This window comes from Sphingobacterium sp. GW821-FHT03E03 (genome assembly GCF_059420745.1).
The window spans coordinates 1-21,730 of the sequence record NZ_JBWKUH010000024.1 but is presented as its reverse complement, the minus strand read 5'-3'; the positions used below and the strand labels follow the sequence as shown (position 1 = coordinate 21,730).

The 21,730-nt window shown below is 41.4% G+C and carries 16 protein-coding genes; 10 read left to right on the top strand and 6 right to left on the bottom strand.

Features of this window, described 5'->3' with window-relative positions; all coding sequences use genetic code 11:
- Nucleotides 1-6 precede the first annotated feature (6 nt).
- The 3 genes from AC07UV_RS20380 (at nucleotide 7) to AC07UV_RS20370 (ending at nucleotide 6,032) form a co-directional block, all read left to right on the top strand.
- The gene (locus AC07UV_RS20380) at nucleotides 7-3,276 is read left to right on the top strand and encodes a TonB-dependent receptor (RefSeq protein WP_495185087.1); all 3,270 of its coding nucleotides are present in this window, start codon (nucleotides 7-9) and stop codon (nucleotides 3,274-3,276) included.
- An 18-nt stretch (nucleotides 3,277-3,294) separates the two neighbouring features.
- Nucleotides 3,295-4,845 carry a RagB/SusD family nutrient uptake outer membrane protein gene (locus AC07UV_RS20375; RefSeq protein WP_495185086.1) on the top strand — a complete coding sequence of 517 codons (1,551 nt, stop codon included), beginning with the start codon at nucleotides 3,295-3,297 and terminating at the stop codon, nucleotides 4,843-4,845.
- Between the two features lie 65 nt (nucleotides 4,846-4,910).
- Nucleotides 4,911-6,032: an acyltransferase family protein gene (locus AC07UV_RS20370; protein WP_495185085.1), complete on the top strand. Its 1,122-nt coding sequence runs from the start codon at nucleotides 4,911-4,913 to the stop codon at nucleotides 6,030-6,032.
- A 619-nt stretch (nucleotides 6,033-6,651) separates the two neighbouring features.
- On the opposite strand, the gene AC07UV_RS20365 is transcribed toward AC07UV_RS20370, so the two are convergent.
- Nucleotides 6,652-8,097 (bottom strand): exonuclease domain-containing protein, encoded by a 1,446-nt coding sequence (locus AC07UV_RS20365; protein WP_495185084.1) that lies wholly within the window; start codon nucleotides 8,095-8,097, stop codon nucleotides 6,652-6,654.
- A 231-nt stretch (nucleotides 8,098-8,328) separates the two neighbouring features.
- Between AC07UV_RS20365 and AC07UV_RS20360 the strand changes: the two genes are divergently transcribed.
- The gene (locus tag AC07UV_RS20360; protein WP_120257873.1) at nucleotides 8,329-8,610 is read left to right on the top strand and encodes a GNAT family N-acetyltransferase; all 282 of its coding nucleotides are present in this window, start codon (nucleotides 8,329-8,331) and stop codon (nucleotides 8,608-8,610) included.
- Between the two features lie 108 nt (nucleotides 8,611-8,718).
- On the opposite strand, the gene hutG is transcribed toward AC07UV_RS20360, so the two are convergent.
- Genes hutG through hutH form a run of 4 tightly spaced genes read right to left on the bottom strand, consistent with a single transcriptional unit; the run spans nucleotide 8,719 to nucleotide 14,550 of the window.
- Complete coding sequence (gene hutG, locus AC07UV_RS20355; RefSeq protein ID WP_495185083.1) at nucleotides 8,719-9,708, bottom strand: formimidoylglutamase; 990 nt, start codon at nucleotides 9,706-9,708, stop codon at nucleotides 8,719-8,721.
- Entirely contained in the window at nucleotides 9,705-11,726 is a 2,022-nt protein-coding gene (hutU, locus tag AC07UV_RS20350) for a urocanate hydratase (RefSeq protein WP_282254806.1), read from the bottom strand. Before hutU ends, hutG begins: the two co-directional genes overlap by 4 nt.
- Complete coding sequence (gene hutI, locus AC07UV_RS20345) at nucleotides 11,723-12,976, bottom strand: imidazolonepropionase (RefSeq protein ID WP_282254807.1); 1,254 nt, start codon at nucleotides 12,974-12,976, stop codon at nucleotides 11,723-11,725. Before hutI ends, hutU begins: the two co-directional genes overlap by 4 nt.
- Before the next feature lie 11 nt (nucleotides 12,977-12,987).
- Nucleotides 12,988-14,550 carry a histidine ammonia-lyase gene (gene hutH, locus AC07UV_RS20340; RefSeq protein ID WP_495185082.1) on the bottom strand — a complete coding sequence of 521 codons (1,563 nt, stop codon included), beginning with the start codon at nucleotides 14,548-14,550 and terminating at the stop codon, nucleotides 12,988-12,990.
- Nucleotides 14,551-14,626: 76 nt separating this feature from the next.
- On the opposite strand from hutH, the gene AC07UV_RS20335 reads away from it, so the two are divergent.
- The 6 genes from AC07UV_RS20335 to AC07UV_RS20310 all read left to right on the top strand — a co-directional run bounded on the left by AC07UV_RS20335 (nucleotide 14,627) and on the right by AC07UV_RS20310 (nucleotide 21,415).
- Nucleotides 14,627-15,541 (top strand): LysR family transcriptional regulator, encoded by a 915-nt coding sequence (locus AC07UV_RS20335; protein WP_282254810.1) that lies wholly within the window; start codon nucleotides 14,627-14,629, stop codon nucleotides 15,539-15,541.
- A gap of 62 nt (nucleotides 15,542-15,603) precedes the next feature.
- Entirely contained in the window at nucleotides 15,604-15,894 is a 291-nt protein-coding gene (locus tag AC07UV_RS20330) for an antibiotic biosynthesis monooxygenase family protein (RefSeq protein ID WP_120257879.1), read from the top strand.
- Between the two features lie 107 nt (nucleotides 15,895-16,001).
- Nucleotides 16,002-16,508 carry an S-ribosylhomocysteine lyase gene (locus AC07UV_RS20325; RefSeq protein WP_120257880.1) on the top strand — a complete coding sequence of 169 codons (507 nt, stop codon included), beginning with the start codon at nucleotides 16,002-16,004 and terminating at the stop codon, nucleotides 16,506-16,508.
- Nucleotides 16,509-17,153: a 5'-methylthioadenosine/S-adenosylhomocysteine nucleosidase family protein gene (locus AC07UV_RS20320; RefSeq protein ID WP_282254811.1), complete on the top strand. Its 645-nt coding sequence runs from the start codon at nucleotides 16,509-16,511 to the stop codon at nucleotides 17,151-17,153.
- A 265-nt stretch (nucleotides 17,154-17,418) separates the two neighbouring features.
- Nucleotides 17,419-19,614: a bifunctional alpha,alpha-trehalose-phosphate synthase (UDP-forming)/trehalose-phosphatase gene (locus tag AC07UV_RS20315; protein WP_495185081.1), complete on the top strand. Its 2,196-nt coding sequence runs from the start codon at nucleotides 17,419-17,421 to the stop codon at nucleotides 19,612-19,614.
- Nucleotides 19,601-21,415 carry a glycoside hydrolase family 15 protein gene (locus AC07UV_RS20310; protein WP_495185080.1) on the top strand — a complete coding sequence of 605 codons (1,815 nt, stop codon included), beginning with the start codon at nucleotides 19,601-19,603 and terminating at the stop codon, nucleotides 21,413-21,415. The genes AC07UV_RS20315 and AC07UV_RS20310 overlap by 14 nt, the downstream gene beginning before the upstream one ends.
- 72 nt (nucleotides 21,416-21,487) lie before the next feature.
- Here AC07UV_RS20310 and AC07UV_RS20305 read toward each other — a convergent pair whose 3' ends face one another.
- The gene (locus AC07UV_RS20305) at nucleotides 21,488-21,673 is read right to left on the bottom strand and encodes a CsbD family protein (RefSeq protein WP_104382022.1); all 186 of its coding nucleotides are present in this window, start codon (nucleotides 21,671-21,673) and stop codon (nucleotides 21,488-21,490) included.
- Nucleotides 21,674-21,730: the final 57 nt, after the last annotated feature.

Below are 21,730 nucleotides of genomic sequence, written 5' to 3'. Positions count from 1 at the left end.
TAAATTATGTATAAAGTTACAACGAATCATTTTGCGCATAAACGGGCAAAACTATTTGGTGCCCTACTGGCCATCCAGTGCCTAGCGACTGTAAATAACAAGGCTATCGCCTTGATGAGTCAATCTAAAATTAAATTACATGACAAAGAATACACATTGGCAAAGTTCGCGCGAGAAATCGAACGGCAAAGTTCCTACGTATTTCTTTACGACAATTCTCAGATCAATGACAATCAAAAAATTCTGATCCATCATACAGACGGCTCCATTGAAGAGATCTTGAATGATAACCTAAAAGAACTATCCTATTCGTACAAAATCGTCAACAACACCATTGTTCTAAAGAGAAAAATAGATATAGCCCAGGCAAATAATCAGACTGTCCAACAGCTGATCAAAGGGAAAGTCGTTGATATGGACGGAAAACCGCTAGCGGGCGTCACCATCCGAAATATGGATAATGGCCGTCAGACCGAAACCAATAGTAAAGGCGAATTTAGCATAGAAGGCGCGCCGACACAACAGCTAAGCTTTAGTTCTGTCGGTTATGAAACAGTAAATAATACGATCAGCAGCAGCAATCCCCTAACTGTTCAACTAAAAACGGCAAATAACCAACTGGAACAGATCGTTGTGATAGGTTTTGGAACGCAGAAGAAGAAAGATATTACCGGAGCGATTGCTACCATGAACACAAAGGATATTGAAGATAGACCGGTCACCCAATTAGCTAGCGCCATGGAAGGGAAAATGGCCGGGGTAGAAATCGTCAAATCCTCCGGTCAGCCACAGGCTGGTTTTTCTATCCGTGTACGCGGAACGTCGACAATCACGGCCGGTAGCAACCCTTTGTATATTCTGGATGGTGTTCCTACAGAAAATATCTCCGAACTCAATCCTTCAGATATACAGAGCATCTCGGTATTGAAAGATGCCGCATCCGCAGCTGTCTACGGTTCATCGGGTGCCAATGGCGTTGTTCTCATTACAACCAAACGTGGAAATAATGGCAAAACATTAGTAAACTTCGAAACTTATCAGGGTTTTTCAACAATCTGGAAAAGACCAAAGGTATTAAATGCTGCGCAATACAAATATCTGATGACCGAAGTTGGAGAAACAGCCGATTGGTCCAAATATTCAGCAGATACCAATTGGCCAGATCAATTGTTCCGCATGGGGCATAGCCAAAAATATCAGGCCTCCGTACGAGGTGGCGATGAAAAGACCGGATTTTACATCTCAGGATCGTATCAAAAGGATAATGGTACCGTCATTACAAATACGGTTAACAAAGTCAACTTCAAAGTCAATCTCGATCACCAGATCAACAAGATATTCAAAGTAGGAACAAGTATGTCTTATAACCGCTGGTATGATGTGGATATTCCTGAAAATACGCGGAACGGCGTTATTATGAATGCTTACTTAGGTTCGCCAGTCATTGGAATCTATGGTGATAAAGGTGCATTTACTGTAGATCCTTTCTATACAGATCTCGACAACCCTGTTGCATTGGCTACCGGAAATGAGCATTCCTATGTCAATAATAGATTCACCGGAAACTTCTTTGTAGAGGCAAATATCCTCCCTGAATTGAAATTCAAAACTTTATTTGGCTACGAGAAATACAACAATCAATACCGCAGTTTTGTCGATCCATTTCGTACCACCGAAGGTCGGAAGTACAAAGGAATGGCCCAGCTTAGCCAACAGGATAATCAGTATTGGATGTCTGAAAATACCCTAAACTATGATAAGACCTTTAACGAAAAACATCACTTCACCGGTTTATTGGGGTATATTACCACCAAAACACAAACAACGGGTTCAAGTATAAGTACGCAGAACTTTGCTAATCCAGCGATCCATACGGTGAATGGCGGATCGATGATTACAGAAATGCCAAGTGCAAGGGATGCAGCAATCACGACCGTGTCCGGTATCGCAAAAATCGGTTATGATTATAATGGCACTTATTTATTCACGGCCAATTTAAGAGCAGACGCATCTTCGGTGTTTGGTCCCAATAACCGCTGGGGTTATTTCCCCTCCTTTTCAGCAGGCTGGCGTATATCAAATGAGCGGTTCTTCGAAGTCTGGAAAAATACAGTCAACGACTTCAAGATCAGAGCGAGCTGGGGTAAAGTCGGGAACAGCCAGATACCGGCCTTCGCTTATCTTGGCTTAATAGATGTGACAGGATCGTACGTCATTGGCGATCAGGTTGTACCGGGCTACACACCAATCACACTGGACAATCCTAGCCTGAAATGGGAAACAACTAACCAGACCGATATTGGTATTGACGCAAGCTTTTTAAACTCCCGATTGACTATCGCGGCAGACTATTATGCAAAAAAAACTGTAGGACTTTTACTTGATTCACGTGTACCTTATAGTTCGGGATATGCCAAAGTCCTAAGGAATCTTGGCGATCTACAGAACAAAGGTTTTGAATTTGAATTAAGTAGCCGGAATTTTGTCCAGGACTTCAAATGGAATACAACCCTCACATTTGGTCTCAACCGGAACAAAGTCCTGAATATCGATGGTGGCACCTATTACGATGGTAATATTGACGGGCGTGGAAACAGCACTATCGCCAAAGAGGGGCTTGCTTTAGGTTCCTTCTGGGGCTACGTAGCCAAAGGTGTTAATCCGGAAACGGGCGATATGATCTATCAGATGGCTGATCCCGATTCGGGCCTTCAGACGAGCGATATGACTGTTATTGGTAATGCCACACCTAAGTTTTCTTATGGGATGACAAACGATTTCAGCTACAAGAATTTTAATTTATCTTTTTTCTTGCAAGGTGTACAGGGTAACGACATCCTCAATGCAACACGTATTTATACAGAAGGTATGTGGGAGCCCCGAAACCAAAGTGCGGCAGTTCTTAACCGTTGGAGTCCAACAAATAAAAACAGCACGATACCACGTCCAGATTTAAACACTACGGAAGATAACTACAATACGCAGATCTCTTCCCGATTTGTAGAAAAGGGATCCTATCTCCGATTAAAATCACTAACACTGGGCTATACCATACCCAAACAGATCCTGGAGAAATGGAAAATTAATAAACTGCGTTTCTATGTGACCGGTGAAAACCTATTGACTTTTACGAAGTACTCCGGTTTGGATCCCGAGGTCAGTATGTACAGTGCAACCAATCAATATGCTGTGAGTTCCAATATGTCCCCGGGTATTGATTTCGGTACTTCCCCACAAGCACGCACCTTTATTGTTGGTTTAAACTTAACCTTTTAACCATTTAATTTGAATAACATGAGATCTAATCTATATACGTCACTCACAATAGCCTTAATGGCATTCCTATCCTTCACTTCTTGTAAGAAGTTTTTGGACGTACAACCAACATCTACCGTAACCAGTGAAAATGCTTACCTGACAGGTGATAATATCGAAAAAGCGATGAATGGTGCTTATAATTCATTCATCGGAAATGGTACAAGACCAGGAAGTAATGCCAATTACTACCAATGGGAGATGATTTTACAAACTGATATCCGCTCTGACAATGCACACGCTGCGGGTGGTGGCGAGATTGACTTTGGGCAAATTGATTTCAACACCATCACCAATACTAATGATATGGTACGCAGGGACTGGGAAGAATTATATGGAGCCATTTCAAAATGTAATATTGTCATTGACAATGTGGGAAAAGTCACTGACCCTACTTTTTCAGAAGAGCGGCGTAAACAAATTTTAGGGGAAGCCTCCTTTTTGAGAGCTTTCCATTACTACCAGCTGGTCAAATTGTATGGTGGTGTTCCGCTGGAAAAACACTCGAACAGCACAGATCCAGAAGTCATCCGTATAAAAAGATCAACTGTAGAAGAGGTTTATGACTTTATAGATTCGGATTTGCAAGTCGCCGTAAACAATCTACCAGACGGATTTGGCCAACCTTCGATCGACAAAGTTCGCGCAACAAAAGGTGCCGCAAATGCCCTCCTGACCAAGATATGGGCACAGCGCCCGGATCGGGATTACAACAAGGTTCTCCAATATGCAAATGCAGTAATTAACGGAAAAGGTGGCTATCAGCTGCTTCAAAACTATGCTGACCTCTTTGATGGCGCACACAACTACAACAATGAGTCAATTATAGAAATCCCATATGTTGCCGGAAGTCCCAATTTAAGTTGTTGGGGAGGTGCCTTCTTTTTCCCCGATCTGGATGGGAATGGACTGATCAATGAAAATGAATGGCGCAGATATGGCACTCCTTCTAAAGATCTTGTAGATGCTTATGACAAAGCGGGTGACACCAAACGGAAAAATGCCAATATCTGGTTCTTTTCTGTCCCTTGGGCTGATGAATTCTGGAACCCTTGTGCTGATAGCAATACCAAAATCCCCTTTAATGTCAAGCAAAAACACGCCAATAGTTTTCAGAGTGGAGACCACTTTTACTTACTGCGTCTAGCAGATATTGTTTTGTTAAAAGCTGAAGCTTTAAATGCCTTAGGCAATTCAAACGAAGCAATGAATACGCTTAACATCATCCGCCACCGTGCCGGGCTGCCCGATATCACAACAGGCAACGCAAGTCAGCTGAAATCTATTATACTCAATGAGCGCCGATTGGAACTTGCTTTCGAAGGACAACGTTGGGATGATCTAAATCGTTATGGTGTTACCGTGGATGTTATGAACAAGCTGAACGAGCTCAAGTTTACCTGTAGCGAGGGAAATCTAAGTACTCCTACTCCAATAAAATATAATTTTAACCAAAATAGCCTCCTACTACCAATACCGTTATTGGAAATGCAGGCAAATCCTAGCCTGACTCAAAATCCAGGCTATTAATGTCCAACCCGAGGCCGCTTTAGTTGAACTGGAACTTCCTAAAGCGGCCTTTTTTATATCAATTTATGAACCGCTTTAAATCATTAGACATATTTCGTGGATTTACAGTTGCAGCCATGATACTGGTCAATAATCCAGGAAATTACCACCATGTATATCAGCAGCTGGAACATTCTGCCAGGCATGGCTGTACATTTACAGATCTTATTTTTCCCTTTTTCCTGTTCGCTGTAGGAAATTCAATGGCTTTCTCTTTAAAAAAAATGGATGAAATCCCATCTGCGGTATTTCTAAAAAAAGTCAGCAAAAGATTTCTACTATTATTTCTGATCGGCTTCTTATTAAATATCTTCCCTTTTGTGGAATGGAATAGCCAGCATCAGCTGGAGTGGCTGCCCATGGAAAAATACCGTTACTTCGGTGTACTGCAGCGTATTGCCTTATGCTATTTTTGCAGTGCACTATTAATCTATTACCTCAAAGACAAGGGAGCCGTTATCACGAGTATCTTTCTACTGCTTTTCTATTGGTTAATCTGCTATATTGCCAATCCCAATGATCCTTATAGCTTGGAAGGATGGTTTGGAACAGCTTTGGATGTCAAGCTTTTCGGTGCATCTCACCTTTATCATGGTGAAGGTAAAGCATTTGATCCCGAAGATATCTGGAGCGCACCCGCTGCAATCAGTCAAACTGTTTTTGGTTATATTACCGGAAAATATATTATTCAAAGATTAGCGGGAAAGAAAGAGCTGATCAGGCTATTTGCCTGGGGACTGGCCTTGATTGTAGCCGGATATTTATGGTCTTTTGCCTTCCCCATCAATAAAAAGATCTGGACCAGCAGTTATTGCCTATTCACAACCGGGATAGCCTTAGCTTTTCTGAGTCTGTTAATTTATCTGATTGAATTTCTAAAGATCAAAGGTCCGCTATACAGTGTGTTTGACGACTTCGGAAAGAATACACTTTTCATCTATTGTCTGAGTGGAATTGTTCCCAGCCTATGTACCCTTATTTTGATACCAAATACAAAACAAAACCTCTGGGATTTTAGCTATCAGGCGATATCTGGAAACTGGACAAACCAAACACTAGGGTCAGTACTATTTGCCCTAGTGTTTGTTTTCCTCAATTGGTTTGTAGCCGTATTCCTCAGAAAAAAGAATATCTATATCAAAATCTAGGTCTAGGTTTATTGAAGCAAAAAATTCGGCATTTTCTACTGTCTACAAAGTAGACACCTCCAGCAGAATGACACAAAAAAAGGGCCTAGGCCCTTTTTATATATAAAGATATGGATAAGATATACCGTAGCTACTTTTAGAAAACGCCCCATATTTGTTTACTAATTCCGCCATTACAGTATGCATGTACTAAAGTAAGTCAAATTAACCCCGTAGAGAAAAAAACAAGGGGGACAAAAGGGGGGACAAATCACAATAATTTGATATACAAACCATTACTGCTACAAGATAAAATAGCCAAAAAGTAATTTTTAGACAAAAATAGCCGGATTCAATTTTATATTAGAAGCACTTTCCATCCAAACGAGCAACGACACACGCTGTCTCTATATATAAAAAAGAAGACCTGAGGTTGGGAGCCCCAGGTCTTAACTAACCAATTATTAACCTAAATTATGAAAAGTCTTTTTTTATTATTCTACACAAGGAATATTTCAACTATTAGACCAAAAAGAGTGACGATTTTATATTTCACATTTTTTTAACAAATTGCTGAGATTGATATGACGAATCTCCCCTTTCTGGATCCGCTGACTATATTATCGAATAATAGATCAACTTATTGGAAGAGCTTGTCCGTGGTAATTTTGTCATAGTAAGTATTAGGCTCAGCAGCTATAAGGCCAGCCGGATTTTGAGTCAGAAAATGCACCTTATTGGGATAGCGTTCAGCCATTTGCCTGACCAGCTCCATCATATAATGATTGCTTGGATAAACCTTTACCTGGGTTCTGATATCTGCTAAATCAGCATATTGGCCATATAGATCAATATACCCCATGCCATAAAACCGGCCATTTTCAATGACAATACAACTCTTTTCTTCTATACTCCGCCCCTTATCTATAAATACATAAGATGGTCTTTGCTTTAACCATTCATCAATACAACGCTCCACACGTGTATTATGCAGTGCTTTGTCAGGCAAATCAGCTCGACTGACGGATTTAGCTGCCAAACTAGCAGTGCCAAAATGACAAAACTGAGCGCTAATCTCTCCTTCTTTCATAAAGGACTGTAATAATTGAATGGCATCATATTCCCGTTGAAATAATTGAATGCAGTCTTGGATCCGATTCATTTTACCTATTGCCAAATGGAGATACCCATTTTGATCCTCATAGCAAAACAAACCAAATTTTGGTTCATACCGTTTGAGTGCCCGATTATATTTAGGCCAAAGTCGTTTAATCTCCGCACATTCCAGTAGCAGGGACATCAGTTCTGTGCCACAAGACTCGTAACTAATGTGATAGATCTCTTTTAAAAAATTTTGTCGCTGCGCCTGAATATTGTTACCTGTAAAGTGGGATAACACCCTTTTCTTGATATTGACCGCCTTCCCCACATAGATCACCTTCCCATTTCTATCATGAAAATAATAAACACCGGCGGTATCTGGCAATTGCTCAAATTCCTTCCGATCTAAATGCGGCGGAAACCGCTGATCGATCGCCTTATGTTTGATCATTTCCTGAAACACCTGCGTTGTATCGAGCGCACGAAGATAAGCGAAAAGAATCGCTGTTGCATCGGCATCACCACCTGCCCGATGCCGATTTTCGATGGGTATATCGAGGTAATCACACAAACGTCCCAAACTATAGGATAAAAGCCCCGGTTTGATCTTACGGGCATAGCGTACGGTACATAATTTAATGGAAGACCAGTCTATTCCGGCCTCCTGAAGCTGAAAACGAATGAAGGAATAATCAAAATTAACATTGTGGGCAACAAAAACACGATCTTTCAATAATGCATAAATTTCCGGTGCAACATCCTCAAATAATGGCGCATCCGCAACCATGTCATTGTCGATACCCGTAAGTGCAAAAATAGAATTCGGAATTTCAACCCCTGGATTTACCAAAGTCTCCCAACGATGCAGCACGCGATTACCGTCGTGTATAACGATTGCAATTTCAGTAATCCGGCTGGATTTTGCATTACCCCCTGTGGTTTCTATATCCACAATGGCAAACTCTTGTTTTTTGCTCCGATTCATAGTCATTCCTAAAACAAATATACTAACATATTTAGTATATCTATATATTTTAGCATTTATTTGGCAAAAAGAGCAGACATCCCTTAGCACAACGTTGATTAATCCCGATCAGCCTAACATCACTTGGTCAATTTTCAGCAATATTCGATAGGATAAACAATTCAAGGATAATGTTGACCAGATTTTGTTTATTTTGGATATACTTTTATATAACACATCAAATTATCATCAATGGAAGTAGTACATAAAAACGACGAAAAACATGGCAGTTTTGAGGTAGTAGATCAAGGAAAATCAGCTGCACAAATGACATATACCTGGGCTGGACCAACAAAGTTTATCATTGACCATACCGAAGTCAACGAAAACTATACCGGCAAGGGATTAGGCAAACAACTATTGATGGCTGCCGTAGCCTTTGCCCGAAAAGAACATCTCAAAATCCTCCCCCTGTGTCCCTTTGCAAAGTCAGTCTTTGACAAAGAAGCGGAGTTGGCTGATGTACTTTTCTAGTGCAACGAAAAAACATAAAAGCAGGTTAGATCTTTCATAGAAAGATCTAACCTGCTTTTATTATTTAGACAAGTCTTATTTCACCAAGACCTATCCAAATACAATCGATTAAAACCTATTTAGAAATTTAAAGATAAGATCTGCCGCTAGTTTTGCTGTACGGGCATCGATATCAAAATATGGATTTAACTCTGCGATATCCATGGATTTCAAATTAGGCAGCCCCATAATAGCGCTGTACAAATCGAAAAATAGATCATCCGGAACAATGCCATTAAAGGCTAGTGCACTTACACCAGGTGCATAAGGAGCCGCGAAAACATCCAGGTCGACAGTTAAGTATATATAATCAACCTGACTGGCAAATACTTCAATTTGCTCCTTAATAGCATTAAGCTTACCTGGAACCAGATCTCTTCGTTCGATAATCTGCGTATGCTTGGACTTTGCATAGTTGATAAGACCATTTGTATTGCTGATCTCCTGTATACCAATCGCCATATAATGAAACGATTGGCCTATACCTTCACGGTCCGCTTCAATCTGGTAAAATCCTGTTCCTGAATTCCCCTGCCCTCCAGCAAGCGCACGCATATCCAAATGAGCATCCAGGTTGATAATACCGACCTTATGTCCACCATCAGCCACAAAATCTTTTATTCCGAGATAATGCCCATAAGTCACCTCGTGTCCACCTCCCAATACGACAGGAAATCCACCTGCTTTAAGAATTGAAGACACAGCATAACCTAGCGCCAATTGAGCAGACTCTAAATCGCTATCTTTAAGAAAAATATCACCAGCATCTTTAAGTGTTAGTTTAGATGAAAAATGAACTGGCAGATTAGCAAGTACGTTTCGTATTGCACCAGGTCCATCCTTCGCACCCACCCGTCCCTGGTTGCGGGCGACACCTTCGTCACTGCAAAACCCCAGGAACACCACTGACTGATTCAAATTGGGATCGACCAACAGGTCTGTACATTCCATCAATTGATGCCAGCGCATCCAATCCCTTTGTTCGCCGTCGATTCGCCCTTTCCAGACGGCCTGGTCTCCCCTTATATATAAGTCCCGCTGGTTAAGTAAAAGATTCATTCGTTGTCATTAAACAATTCATCAATAATATGGTCGTCCACCAGTTGTGCGCGGGTAACCTGTAGCGTTGGATTACTTGCCATTGCACTATCCAAGGCTTGATTTGCCTCTTTATTACGCGCCCAAGCACGCCTAGCGATACCATTATTCACATCAAAGTACAACATTTTCTCCAGTTTACCATCTGCGGCTACCGAACCATCAAGCAACATTCCGAAACCACCATTGATTACTTCGCCCCAGCCAACACCGCCACCATTGTGAATGGAGACCCAGGTCGCACCACGAAAACTATCACCTATCACATTATGTATCGCCATATCCGCGGTAAACTGACTTCCGTCGTAGATATTGCTCGTCTCCCGATAAGGGGAATCCGTTCCACTGACATCGTGATGATCTCGTCCCAATACAACTGGACCAGCAAGTTCTCCGTTTCGAACGGCTTCGTTAAATGCTTTGGCAATAGCGATACGGCCATTAGAATCTGCATACAGGATACGGGCTTGTGAACCTACAACCAACTTATTCTTTCCGGCCTCCTTGATCCATTGGATGTTATCCAACATCTGCTGTTGGATCTCCTTTGGCGCTATCGCCTGAAGCGATGTCAGTACATCCATTGCAAGCTGATCTGTCTTTTCCAGATCTGTAGTCTCTCCGGAGGTACATACCCAACGAAACGGACCAAAACCATAGTCAAAGCACATGGGCCCTAAAATATCCTGAACATAAGATGGATATATAAATTTGTCCCCCTCTGAGTCCAATATTGCCGCTCCGGCACGACTACTTTCTAACAGAAATGCATTGCCATAGTCGAAGAAATATGTACCCTTGGCAACATGATTATTAATGGCATCTACATGACGAACTAAAGTTGCCTGAACAAGCTGCTTAAATCTATCCGGATCGGTGGCCATCAACACATTGGACTCATCAAACGATAAGCCCATTGGATAATAACCTCCAGACCAAGGATTATGAAGCGATGTCTGGTCAGATCCAACAGTCACATAAATATGCTCGCGGTCAAAGGCCTCCCAGACCTCCACAATATTACCAATATAAGCAAAGGATATCGTCTGCTGTTTATCCATCGCTATGCGAACCTGCTCCACCAATTGGTCAATATCTTCCACCAATACATCTACCCAACCCTGCTCGTGTCTTTTTTTCGCGGCTGTAGGATTGACCTCAGCACAGACGGTAATGCAGCCAGCAATATTGCCTGCTTTCGGCTGTGCACCACTCATCCCCCCGAGGCCGGAGGTCAAAAACACTTTTCCTTGGATAGACTCTCCAACTGGAAGCTGCCGACGGAAGGCGTTCATGACCGTAATTGTTGTTCCGTGCACAATACCTTGTGGGCCAATGTACATATAGGAACCTGCAGTCATCTGCCCATATTGGGTGACACCAAGCGCATTGTACCGCTCCCAATCATCAGGTTTCGAATAATTCGGAATCATCATACCATTGCTGACAACAACCCGGGGAGCATGTTCCGAAGATGGAAATAAACCCATTGGATGACCACTGTACATATGCAGCGTCTGTTCATCCGTCATCTGGGAAAGATAATGCATTGTCAGGCGATATTGTGCCCAATTTTGAAATACAGCACCATTACCACCATAAGTAATCAGCTCATGGGGATGTTGGGCAACAGCAGGATCCAAGTTATTCTGAATCATCAGCATAATGGCCGCTGCTTGTTTACTTTTTGCCGGGTAGGCTGCTATCGGACGTGCATACATTTCATAACTTGGCCTAAAGCGATACATATAGACCCTTCCGTACGCTTTTAATTCGGCCAGAAACTCCCGTGCCAATTCCGCATGCCATGATTTTGGGAAGTAACGCAGGGCATTTCTGAGCGCAAGCTTTTCCTCTTTTTTAGAAAGAATATCTTTGCGTCGTGGTGCATGACTTACAGTCAGATCACGCGCTATCTTCGGGGGTAGCTGCGAAGGGATACCTTCTGCAACTACACGACTAAATACATTGTCCATCATCGTTCAATTGAAAACACTTCCTTACCATTTTTCCAGACAGCCGAAGGCTGCATACTTCCTTGATAATAAGTGATATTTTGATAATTATTGGTCTGAAATAAACTAAAATCCGCTCGCATTCCCTTTGCTAGTTTCCCGCGATCATGCAGATTCAAGGCATGTGCTGCCCGGAAGGTCAATGCTGACAAAACCTCCGCGTTGCTGAGCTTTTCCATTGTTGCCAATATACAGGCACTGGTCAGCAATTGGCCAATCGGTGCGGAACCTGGATTCCAGTCACTTGCGATTGCTAAACTTGCGCCAGCGTCCAACAGTTTGCGTGCAGGTGTGAAAGCACAACCGATACCAATAGATGCCGCAGGCAATGCCACAGCAACAGTATCAGACTGTGCCAAAAGCTCAATTTCGATTGCAGTAGACGCTTCAAGGTGATCAGCGGATCGTGCTCCTAATTCCACTGCAACTTGACTTCCGGAGGTGCTGAACTGATCTGCATGAACCGTCAAATCGAAGCCCATTTCTTTGGCCCGTTGCAAGTACGGTCTGATCGTTTCGGCGTCAAATGCTGTTTTTTCAATAAAAGCATCCACCCGATTGGCCAACTGCTGTGCTTTCAATTCTGGGAAGAGAGCTGCCTCCATCAAATCAAGGTAATCTTTTGCCGATCCCTTATAGTCCCGTGGTAGCATATGTGCTGCTAGACAAGTCGGTATTAAATCCGCAGCAGTTTGGTCATTTGCCCTCTTAATAGCGCGCAAAATCTTAAGTTCTTCTTCAACCTGAAGACCATAACCACTTTTAACTTCGATAGTTGTAATACCTTGCCGAAATAAAAAACCGGAACGATCGATAGTCAGTTGTACCAGTTCATCTTCAGCACTGGCTCTTGTCTGGGATACCGTACTCCAAATTCCCCCGCCGGATTCCGCAATTTCCAGATAGGAAGAACCTGCGTTACGAAGCGCAAAATCATTTGCCCGCTGCCCTGCATAGCTAATGTGGGTATGGCAATCCACGAAGCCTGGTAAAGCAACCTGATCACCGTCAAGATGAATAATGGCAGCTCTTTCCTGCCATTGTTGACATAAAAGGTTAAAATCAGCTATCTCTTGAATGATTTCTCCTTCAATCAAAATGCCAGCATGATCAATGATCTGTAATTCGTTATCCTTTATAGCACCTTTCAATGAAATATGATCCATTGTCAATAATTGCCTGAAAGGACCTATAAGTTTTAAATCTTTTTCCATGATATGCCAATCTAAAATGTATCAAAACGTTCTACCAACGCGGTCTCAACATCTTGCTGCGGATTAGTCTGCTGACGTAGGGTAATCAGTTCACCCGATTTGACCAATTCCAATGCATTCGTTAACAAAGCTTCCATTGGCTGATCGGATTCAATATGTGGAATAAACTGCCGTATGCGTTCATGAACCGCTTCCAATGCCGGAGTAGACCGCAGCGGGTGATGATAATCCTTCGCCTGTGCTGCGCATAACAATTCAATACTTAGTATTTTATCCACATTGTCGATCACCTGTAGTAACTTTCTACCCGAAATGGAACCCATACTCACATGATCTTCTTGTCCCAGTGATGTTGGGATACTATCCGCACTTGCTGGAAAACACAAACCCTTATTCTCACTTGCAATAGCAGCCGTACTATATTGGAGAATCATAAAACCAGAATTAAGTCCTGTCGATTTCATCAACAACTTAGGCACCCCATTGGTTTGCCCCTCCAGGGATAAATACACCCTCCGATCTGATATATTACCTATTTCCGATACGGCAAGTGTCGCATAATCCAAAGGCAAAGCAATGGACTGTCCATGGAAACTGCCGCCACTGATCGTTAATTCATCGTTTATAATAACAGGATTATCTGTTACCGAGTTGATTTCAACCTCGATCGTGTCCTTTAAGTGAAGCCATGCATTACGTGAAGCGCCATGCACCTGTGGGATACAACGTAAAGAATACGGATCCTGAACACGCGAACAATCTTTATGACTTTCTAAAATAGCTGACCCATAAAGTAAGGAATGGATATTTGAAGCAACATAGCGATTGCCAGCATGTGGACGCAGTTGATGTAATTCGGAAAAGAAAGGTTTAATGGATCCATTCAGCCCTTCGATCATCAACGCAGCAATAATATCCGCATTTTGAAGTACTCTGTTGAACTCGCTAACAGCTTTCACACCATGAGCAGCCATAAACTGTGTCCCATTGATCAAGGCCAATCCCTCCTTAGCACCTAATTGAACAGGCTTAAGACCATGTTGCGCTAAAATATCCGCCGTTGTATAAATCTCACCCTTGACATTCACTTTGCCAAGCCCAATCAGGGGTAGGAAAAGATGGGACAATGGTGCCAGGTCCCCCGAAGCACCAACTGAACCTTGTTTGGGTACAACAGGAATAACATCCTGCTCGATATGCCATATTATACGTTCCAATGTACTGTACTGAACACCCGAAAAGCCCTTGGCCAATGCATGAACTTTCAATATAAGCATCACTTTGGCCAAATCATTTGCAATGGGCTCGCCCATCCCTACAGCATGGCTCTTCAGGATATTCTCCTGCAGCACCTGCGTCTGATCTGCATCAATCAGTGTCGTACAAAGCGGACCAAAGCCGGTATTGATACCATAAACCACCTGTCCCCCTTCGACAATCTGGCGTACATAGGCTGCACTCTGATCGATAGCTGCCTTCACTTCTGCTGAGATCTCCCCTTTAACCTCCCCTTTTGCTATTGCCAAGGCAATGGAACTGGTTAAATGTCCACTACCGTATAAAAATTTTTCCATTGTTATAAAGCTTTTATCAAATTTAGCCGCTATATTTAATAATTAGAAATACCATTTTTATCATCAATTGATAACCATGAATTATCAAATAGAACTTAGACATCTTCTTTATTTTAAAGTATTAGCCGAAGAGCTCCATTTCAGGAAAGCTGCTGAACGGCTTTTCATTGCCCAGCCGGGTCTGAGTCGACAGATCAAGCAACTGGAGGAAAACTATCATGTAACGCTGTTTGAGCGCAATAAAAGAAATGTCTCCTTAACGGAGGCCGGAGGTTATCTCTTTGACGAGGTGAAAGAACTGTTTAGGCATCTAGATCAGATTGACACGCAGCTCCAGAGTTTGGCCAACGGCAAGATCAGCACCCTAAAGTTGGGCTTTATCGGATCGGCAGTACAAACAATATTACCTCAGTTGTTGCTCACCCTCAAACAAAAGCAACCCGACATCGAACTGTCACTACACGAACTTGCCAATGAAACACAATTGGATCTTATTCAAAAAAAAGAACTTGATTTCGGTTTTGTCCGTCTTTCCGAAACACCGATAGGATTGCATAGCCTTCCTATCCATACGGAACATTTCAGTCTGGTACTACCAAACAATCATCCCTTGTTAAAACAGGAGAAACCTGATCTATACCAATTGAAGAACGAATCTTTTATTCTGTTTTCCAAAAATTACAGTCACTCCTATTATGATTTGGTCATGAGTATTTTTCAGGATCATCAGTTTACACCAAAAGTTACACTCCGGACGGTAAATGCATTAACTATATTTAATATGGTGGCACAGGGACTAGGTGTTGCCATTGTACCAGCGTCTTTAAAAAATGGTTATCAGGTTGATGTACGTTTTCTTGAACTGGATACCTTAGCACAACGAACTACCTTATCTTTGGTATGGAATGCCGAAAATCGCAACCCAGGGATACCTTTCGTTTTAGATATTATTGCTTCTCAGGGCCCGAAAGCTATCATTACTGACACTTAGACCTTTTTTATCGTGGAAATATTTGATATATTTACTTGACTATATATTTAAAAAAACAAATTATGATTTTAGAAGTAGCCGTACTACAAATTATCGAGGGACAACAGTCTAATTTCGAACGTGATTATAAAACTGCTTGCCAGTACATTAGCGCTAGCAAAGGGTATATAACACATTCACTCCGCAAATGCCTTGAAAAGGATAACCAATACATCCTATTGGTCGAATGGGAAACTTTAGAGGATCATACAGTAGGTTTCAGAGAATCTCAATTATTTAAGGAATGGGAAAAACTATTACATCACTATTATGACCCCTTCCCGACAGTGGAACATTATGAAGTGTTAAAATAGTTTTTTCATCCATCTTTTTCAATAATATCTACTACCTTTGTAGGAATTATAAATTCAACTTTTAACCCCTGTAAAGTCCTGGACTTTATAGCTATGTACAGAATAAGATGTATACAAAAGAAAAAGCAAAAGTAAATAGTTTCACGGTAGACCATACCAAATTGAAACAAGGGATATATGCTAAAGCTTCCAATACCAATAGTAGCGCTATTGAAAGCTATACGACTTACGATATCCGCATGATCAGACCGAATTCACCGGAACGTATGTTGTCTCCGGAGGTGATGCATACATTGGAGCATTGTTTTGCGACAGAAATTAGAACAATTTTGGGTGATGAAGTCATCTATGTTGGTCCAATGGGATGCTGCACCGGATTTTATGTGGTCTTAGCGGGTACAGACAGAAGTCCCCAAGCTGTAGCCGAATTGATGAAAGAAGTGCTGGAAACGATTTTGACTGAAGGATACGAAGTACCTTTTCAAAATCCGATCAGCTGTGGTAACTACACATTCATGGATTTCACTACATCGAAACAAGCCTGTGTCAATTTCTTGCATTTAATCAATGCTGGAGAGCTCGCTTTCGAATACCCTTATATTGAAGAAAATTAAATGATTCTTAACAAAGAGATTGAAACAATCATTCTGGTAGCAAATAAAAATGAATTATCTTTTACTACCGAAAATAAATCAACCTTCATCTATGAAATAGGTGTTGGAAAAGTAAACGCGCTTTTGTCGTTGGCAACGCTCTATGAAGACATCAAAGCACTGGGCATCAACCCTGTTCTACTGAATGTTGGCACGGTCGGATGCACAAGATACCCAATTGGGCATGTATTGTATCCGAGCTACTATGCTCAGGGCGATGCTTATACAGATGGATTCTTTTTAGAAAATACACTTTTCCTAAAAGGACAAGGAGTAATCGAATCGGTTTCTCTTGACAAATTTGACTACGAAGAGGCACTGCTGACTTCAGATCGTTTTATCAATGTCAATACGGCCTTCTATCAAGATATCAAACACCTGAACCCTTTGGCCTTTGATATGGAATCCTATGCGCTGGCAAATTTCTGCTTGCTCAAAAACCTGCCTTTTCACAGTATCAAGATCGTTTCAGATAACTGCGATGGTACAGTGAAAGATTGGGAAAGTATCCTTGGTGAAATTTCGGGGCGATTGGGGACAATCCTGGATGAGTTTATGAGAGACCGACTGGTCAAGGAAAAAATAGACATCCCGAGCGTTTCATAAGACTGAACACGCCATAAAAAGACCTGTAGCGAATACTACAGGTCTTTTTTTGAAATAATTATCGACTCTATTTACAGCTAAAAGTAAAGCGGAACTAACTATTACCTAAATTTTCTATTTAAGTCCGATAAAAATCACCAATAGACTTTATTTGAATTAATCAAAACGATTTTGAGCTAGGGTTTGTTCAGTTATATGGATACGCACCCATCGTTATATTCATTATAACTCTTCTACACTGCAAATAAATCGATCTAATATTTTTATGAAGAATAAAAAGAAAATAATAATTTCAAATAGACTGCCGATACAAATAGAACGAAAAAAAGACAAGCTTATCATCAAACCTAGTGCTGGTGGTTTGGCTACTGGCCTAAATTCGGCCTTTGACTCTACTGAAATCTGCTGGGTTGGCTGGCCTGGAATAGTTCCCAAAGATGACAGTGAAAAAGAGAAAATCATCGCACTGCTCAAGCCGATGAATCTGCTCCCCGTTTTTTTATCAAAAGAAGAAATCCACAATTTCTATGAAGGTTACTCCAATGAGGTCCTATGGCCGATATGCCACTATCAACCGAGCTATATCCATTTTGATCGGGAATACTGGTCAACTTATGTTGCTGTAAATAAAAAATTTTGTGATGCTGCGCTTTCGGCACAGCATTCTCCCGATTTTATCTGGGTACAGGATTATCAGCTCATGCTGCTGCCACAATTATTACGTCAAGAAAATCAGGAACTCAATATTGGCTATTTTCATCATATCCCCTTCCCTTCAGAGGAGCTATTTATGAATATTCCCCAACGGAAAGAGCTTATTGAAGGTTTACTCGGCGCGGATCTTATTGGATTTCACACCTTTGCAGATAGCCAAAATTTTCTTAATGCCTGTAAAAAAGTATTGCATGTACCTTGTGGTCACAATCAGCTCAAATACAGCGATAGACATATATTTGTAGAATCATTCCCCATGGGAATAGACTACGACAAGTTTGTCCGCACGAGTTCCCGTCCCGAAGTTAATGCAATCGCCACCCAATTTCGCAGTCATTTTCCAAACCAAAAAATAATAATATCAGTAGACCGGCTTGACTATAGCAAAGGCATATTGGAAAGACTACGTGCTTTCCTGACCTTCCTGGAAAAATATCCGGAATGGCATTCCAAAGTCGTACTGTATATGCTTATCGTTCCTTCCAGAGATAAGGTGTCACAATATAAAAAACTGAAAGATGAAATAAACCGAAAAGTAAGCGAGATTAATTCAATTTATGGCAATCTGAGTTGGACTCCCGTACTCTATTTTTATAAATCCCTTCCTTTTGAAGAACTTATAGGACTCTATATTGCATCTGATATATGTATGATTACTTCGACGAGAGATAGCATGAATCTCGTTAGCAAGGAATATATCGCCTGTAAGACCAATTCTGATGGTGTATTGATTCTGAGTGAATTTGCAGGTGCTTCGAAGGAACTCGTAGATGCGCTTATTGTCAACCCATACAACCGAGTTGAAACTGCGGATAGTATCTATCATGCGATTAGAATGCCACCAGAAGAGATTCGCGAACGTACAGAAGCTAATCGCCAGATTATACAGAAGTTCAACGTACATCATTGGGTTCGCCTTTTTCTAGATCGAATGGCAGAAACAAAGGCCATACAACGTGATGAATGGGCAAGGCGAATTTCAGATAAAGTTTTTAACAGTATCGCTGAACGGTACAGACAAAGCCATAACAGGCTCTTTTTTTTGGATTATGACGGCACACTGGTCAAATTTCAAAATCATGCCCAGAAAGCCAGCCCAACGGTTCTTTTGTACAATCTCCTGGATAGTATTATCGCCGATCCGCTCAATACGTTGGTCATCATCAGCGGGCGTTCGCAGGAGAGCTTATCTACCTGGTTTGATGGGCGCTCCTACTATTTGGTCGCTGAACATGGGATATGGTCTAATTTTCCCAACTTTAACTGGGCCTACAAAAAGGGCTTGGCACTACACTGGATGCCAGAAGTCAAAAAGCTGATGGAAAAGTTAGCTGATCAGACACCCGGTGCCTATATAGAAGCCAAACCATACTCCTTGGCCTGGCATTACCGTAAAGTGGAACAAGGACTCGGAGAACTCAAAGCGGCAGAACTGAAGGAAATTTTAAATCCTATGTTAAATGACTATGGATTACAGCTCCTTGATGGAAATGCCGTAATTGAAGTGAAGAATACCGAAGTCAACAAAGGAAAAGCTGCACTAGAAATCGCTGGGCATATTAAAGCCGATTTTCTATTGGCTATCGGTGATGATGTCACCGATGAAGATCTTTTCAAATATCTACCCCGCTCTACTATTAGCATAAAAGTTGGCAACAATAAATCGGCAGCAAAATATTATTTGGATCAACAGGAAGATGTACTTCAATTTTTAAATCAACTTATTATAAATCATGAAGGAAAATAAGACAGCAAACAGACATATGTATCAAGCGGGTATAATCGGCAACTGTTCCTATATAGCGCATGTAGACATTAACAGTAATATCTCTTGGTTATGTTGGCCATCATTTGAAGATAGTTTCGTTTTTGGTGGTCTAATAGATAAAAACCAAGGGGGCTGTTTCGTCGTAAAACCCGAAGAAGAAATTGTAGAAACGAAACAGTATTACATCAAAAATTCAAATATACTCTGTACAGAAATCCATACTGAATCTTTTGCCTATCGCATTACAGATTTCGCACCCCGATTCGAACAATTTGGCCGATATTTTAAACCTCTGATGCTGATCCGAAAAATAGAGCCATTACGTGGTGCTCCCAGTGTCAATATCCAATGTCAACCAACAGGAAATTATGGTCGTAACAGGTTAAAAGCCACACGAGGAAGTAACCATATTCTCTATAGCAGTGCTGATATTGGTGAACGCATCCGATTGACAACCGATGTACCTATTTCACATTTCTTTCAGGACGAAGGCTGGACAATTATTAGTGAGAATAAATATCTGATATTGACCTATGACACAGCGTTTGAATCTGCCATCGCGAGCACCTGTGAGGATTTCCTCCAAAAAACATTGAGCTACTGGCAGCGCTGGATAAAGCATTGTAGCATTCCCAATATTTATCAAAAAGAAGTGATTCGTTCGGCCCTGGTGCTCAAATTACACCAATATGAAGATACCGGAGCCATTATTGCTGCATCGACCACCAGTCTACCCGAATTTCCGGGCTCAGGAAGGAACTGGGATTATCGCTATTGCTGGGTCCGTGACAGCTATTATGTATTGACCGCATTGACACATATTGGTCAGTTTGAAGAAATGGAAAGTTTTGCCAACTATATCGCTGGTATTACGCATCACAACCCGGGCAGGCTTCAACCTCTATACGGCATATTGGGAACCTCTGAATTGACGGAACATATCCTACCTGATCTAAAAGGATATCAGGACAGTGGCCCCGTGCGCATCGGCAACCAAGCATTCGAACATATCCAGAATGATGTTTATGGCCAGGCAATGATAGCCCTGCTCCCACTGTTTACAGACCAACGTTTCAAAATCCACGAGAACAAAAATGTACTGGGCTGGGTAAACTTTATCCTGGAGAAAATCGAAGCAACGATCGATGAAAAAGATGCCGGAATCTGGGAATTCAGAAATTTTGCCAACCACCATTGTTATTCCAACCTTTTTCAATGGGTCGGCTGCAAGGCTGCTTTGCTTATCGCCCGCCAAAATGGTTATCAAGATATGGAACAGCGCGCCACAGTTTTGCTCGAAAAGGCAGCCACCTATATCGAAGCCTGCTACGACAAAGAAAGAAAAGTTTACCAAAATGCATTGGACAGCCAAAATTTAGATGCCAGCACACTACAACTGATTGTCATGGATTACTTAGATCCCAAATCAGATCGAGCTTGGCAGCATCTCGAAATGCTTGAAAAAGAACTGAAAGGTGAAAATGGACTCTTTTACCGTTACAAACACCAAGATGATTTTGGCAAACCCAAATCTACTTTTTTAGTCTGCGCATTCTGGTATGTGGAAGCTTTGGCCTGCGTAGGAAGAGTCGAAGAAGCAAAAGATATACTGGAAAAGTTGTTGACCTACAGTAACCATTTGGGCTTATTCAGTGAGGATGTTACGGAAGATAATGGTAGCCAATGGGGCAATTTCCCACAGGCGTATAGCCACGTAGGACTGATGAACGCTGTATATCGGCTCGCCATTAAATTGGACAAGCCCATCTTTTCATTATAAAGCACAAAAAATGCGGTCAACTAGGTTGACCGCATTCTCTTCTTATATGTAAGTTTACAATTAATCGAATGCTTACATTTTATCTAACCAATCTTCCACCTCTTCTTTTGTCTTACCAGTTTTTTGTTGTAACTTACCCAACAACTCATCTTCTTTACCTTCTGCATATAACAAATCATCATCAGTCAAATCAGCATATTGTTGCTTTACTTTTCCTTTTAACTCGTTCCAACGTCCTTTCCATGTTAAATTACTCATAATACTTCTTTTTAGTTTAAAAATGAAATGATATACTATATATTATATTAAAGTTTT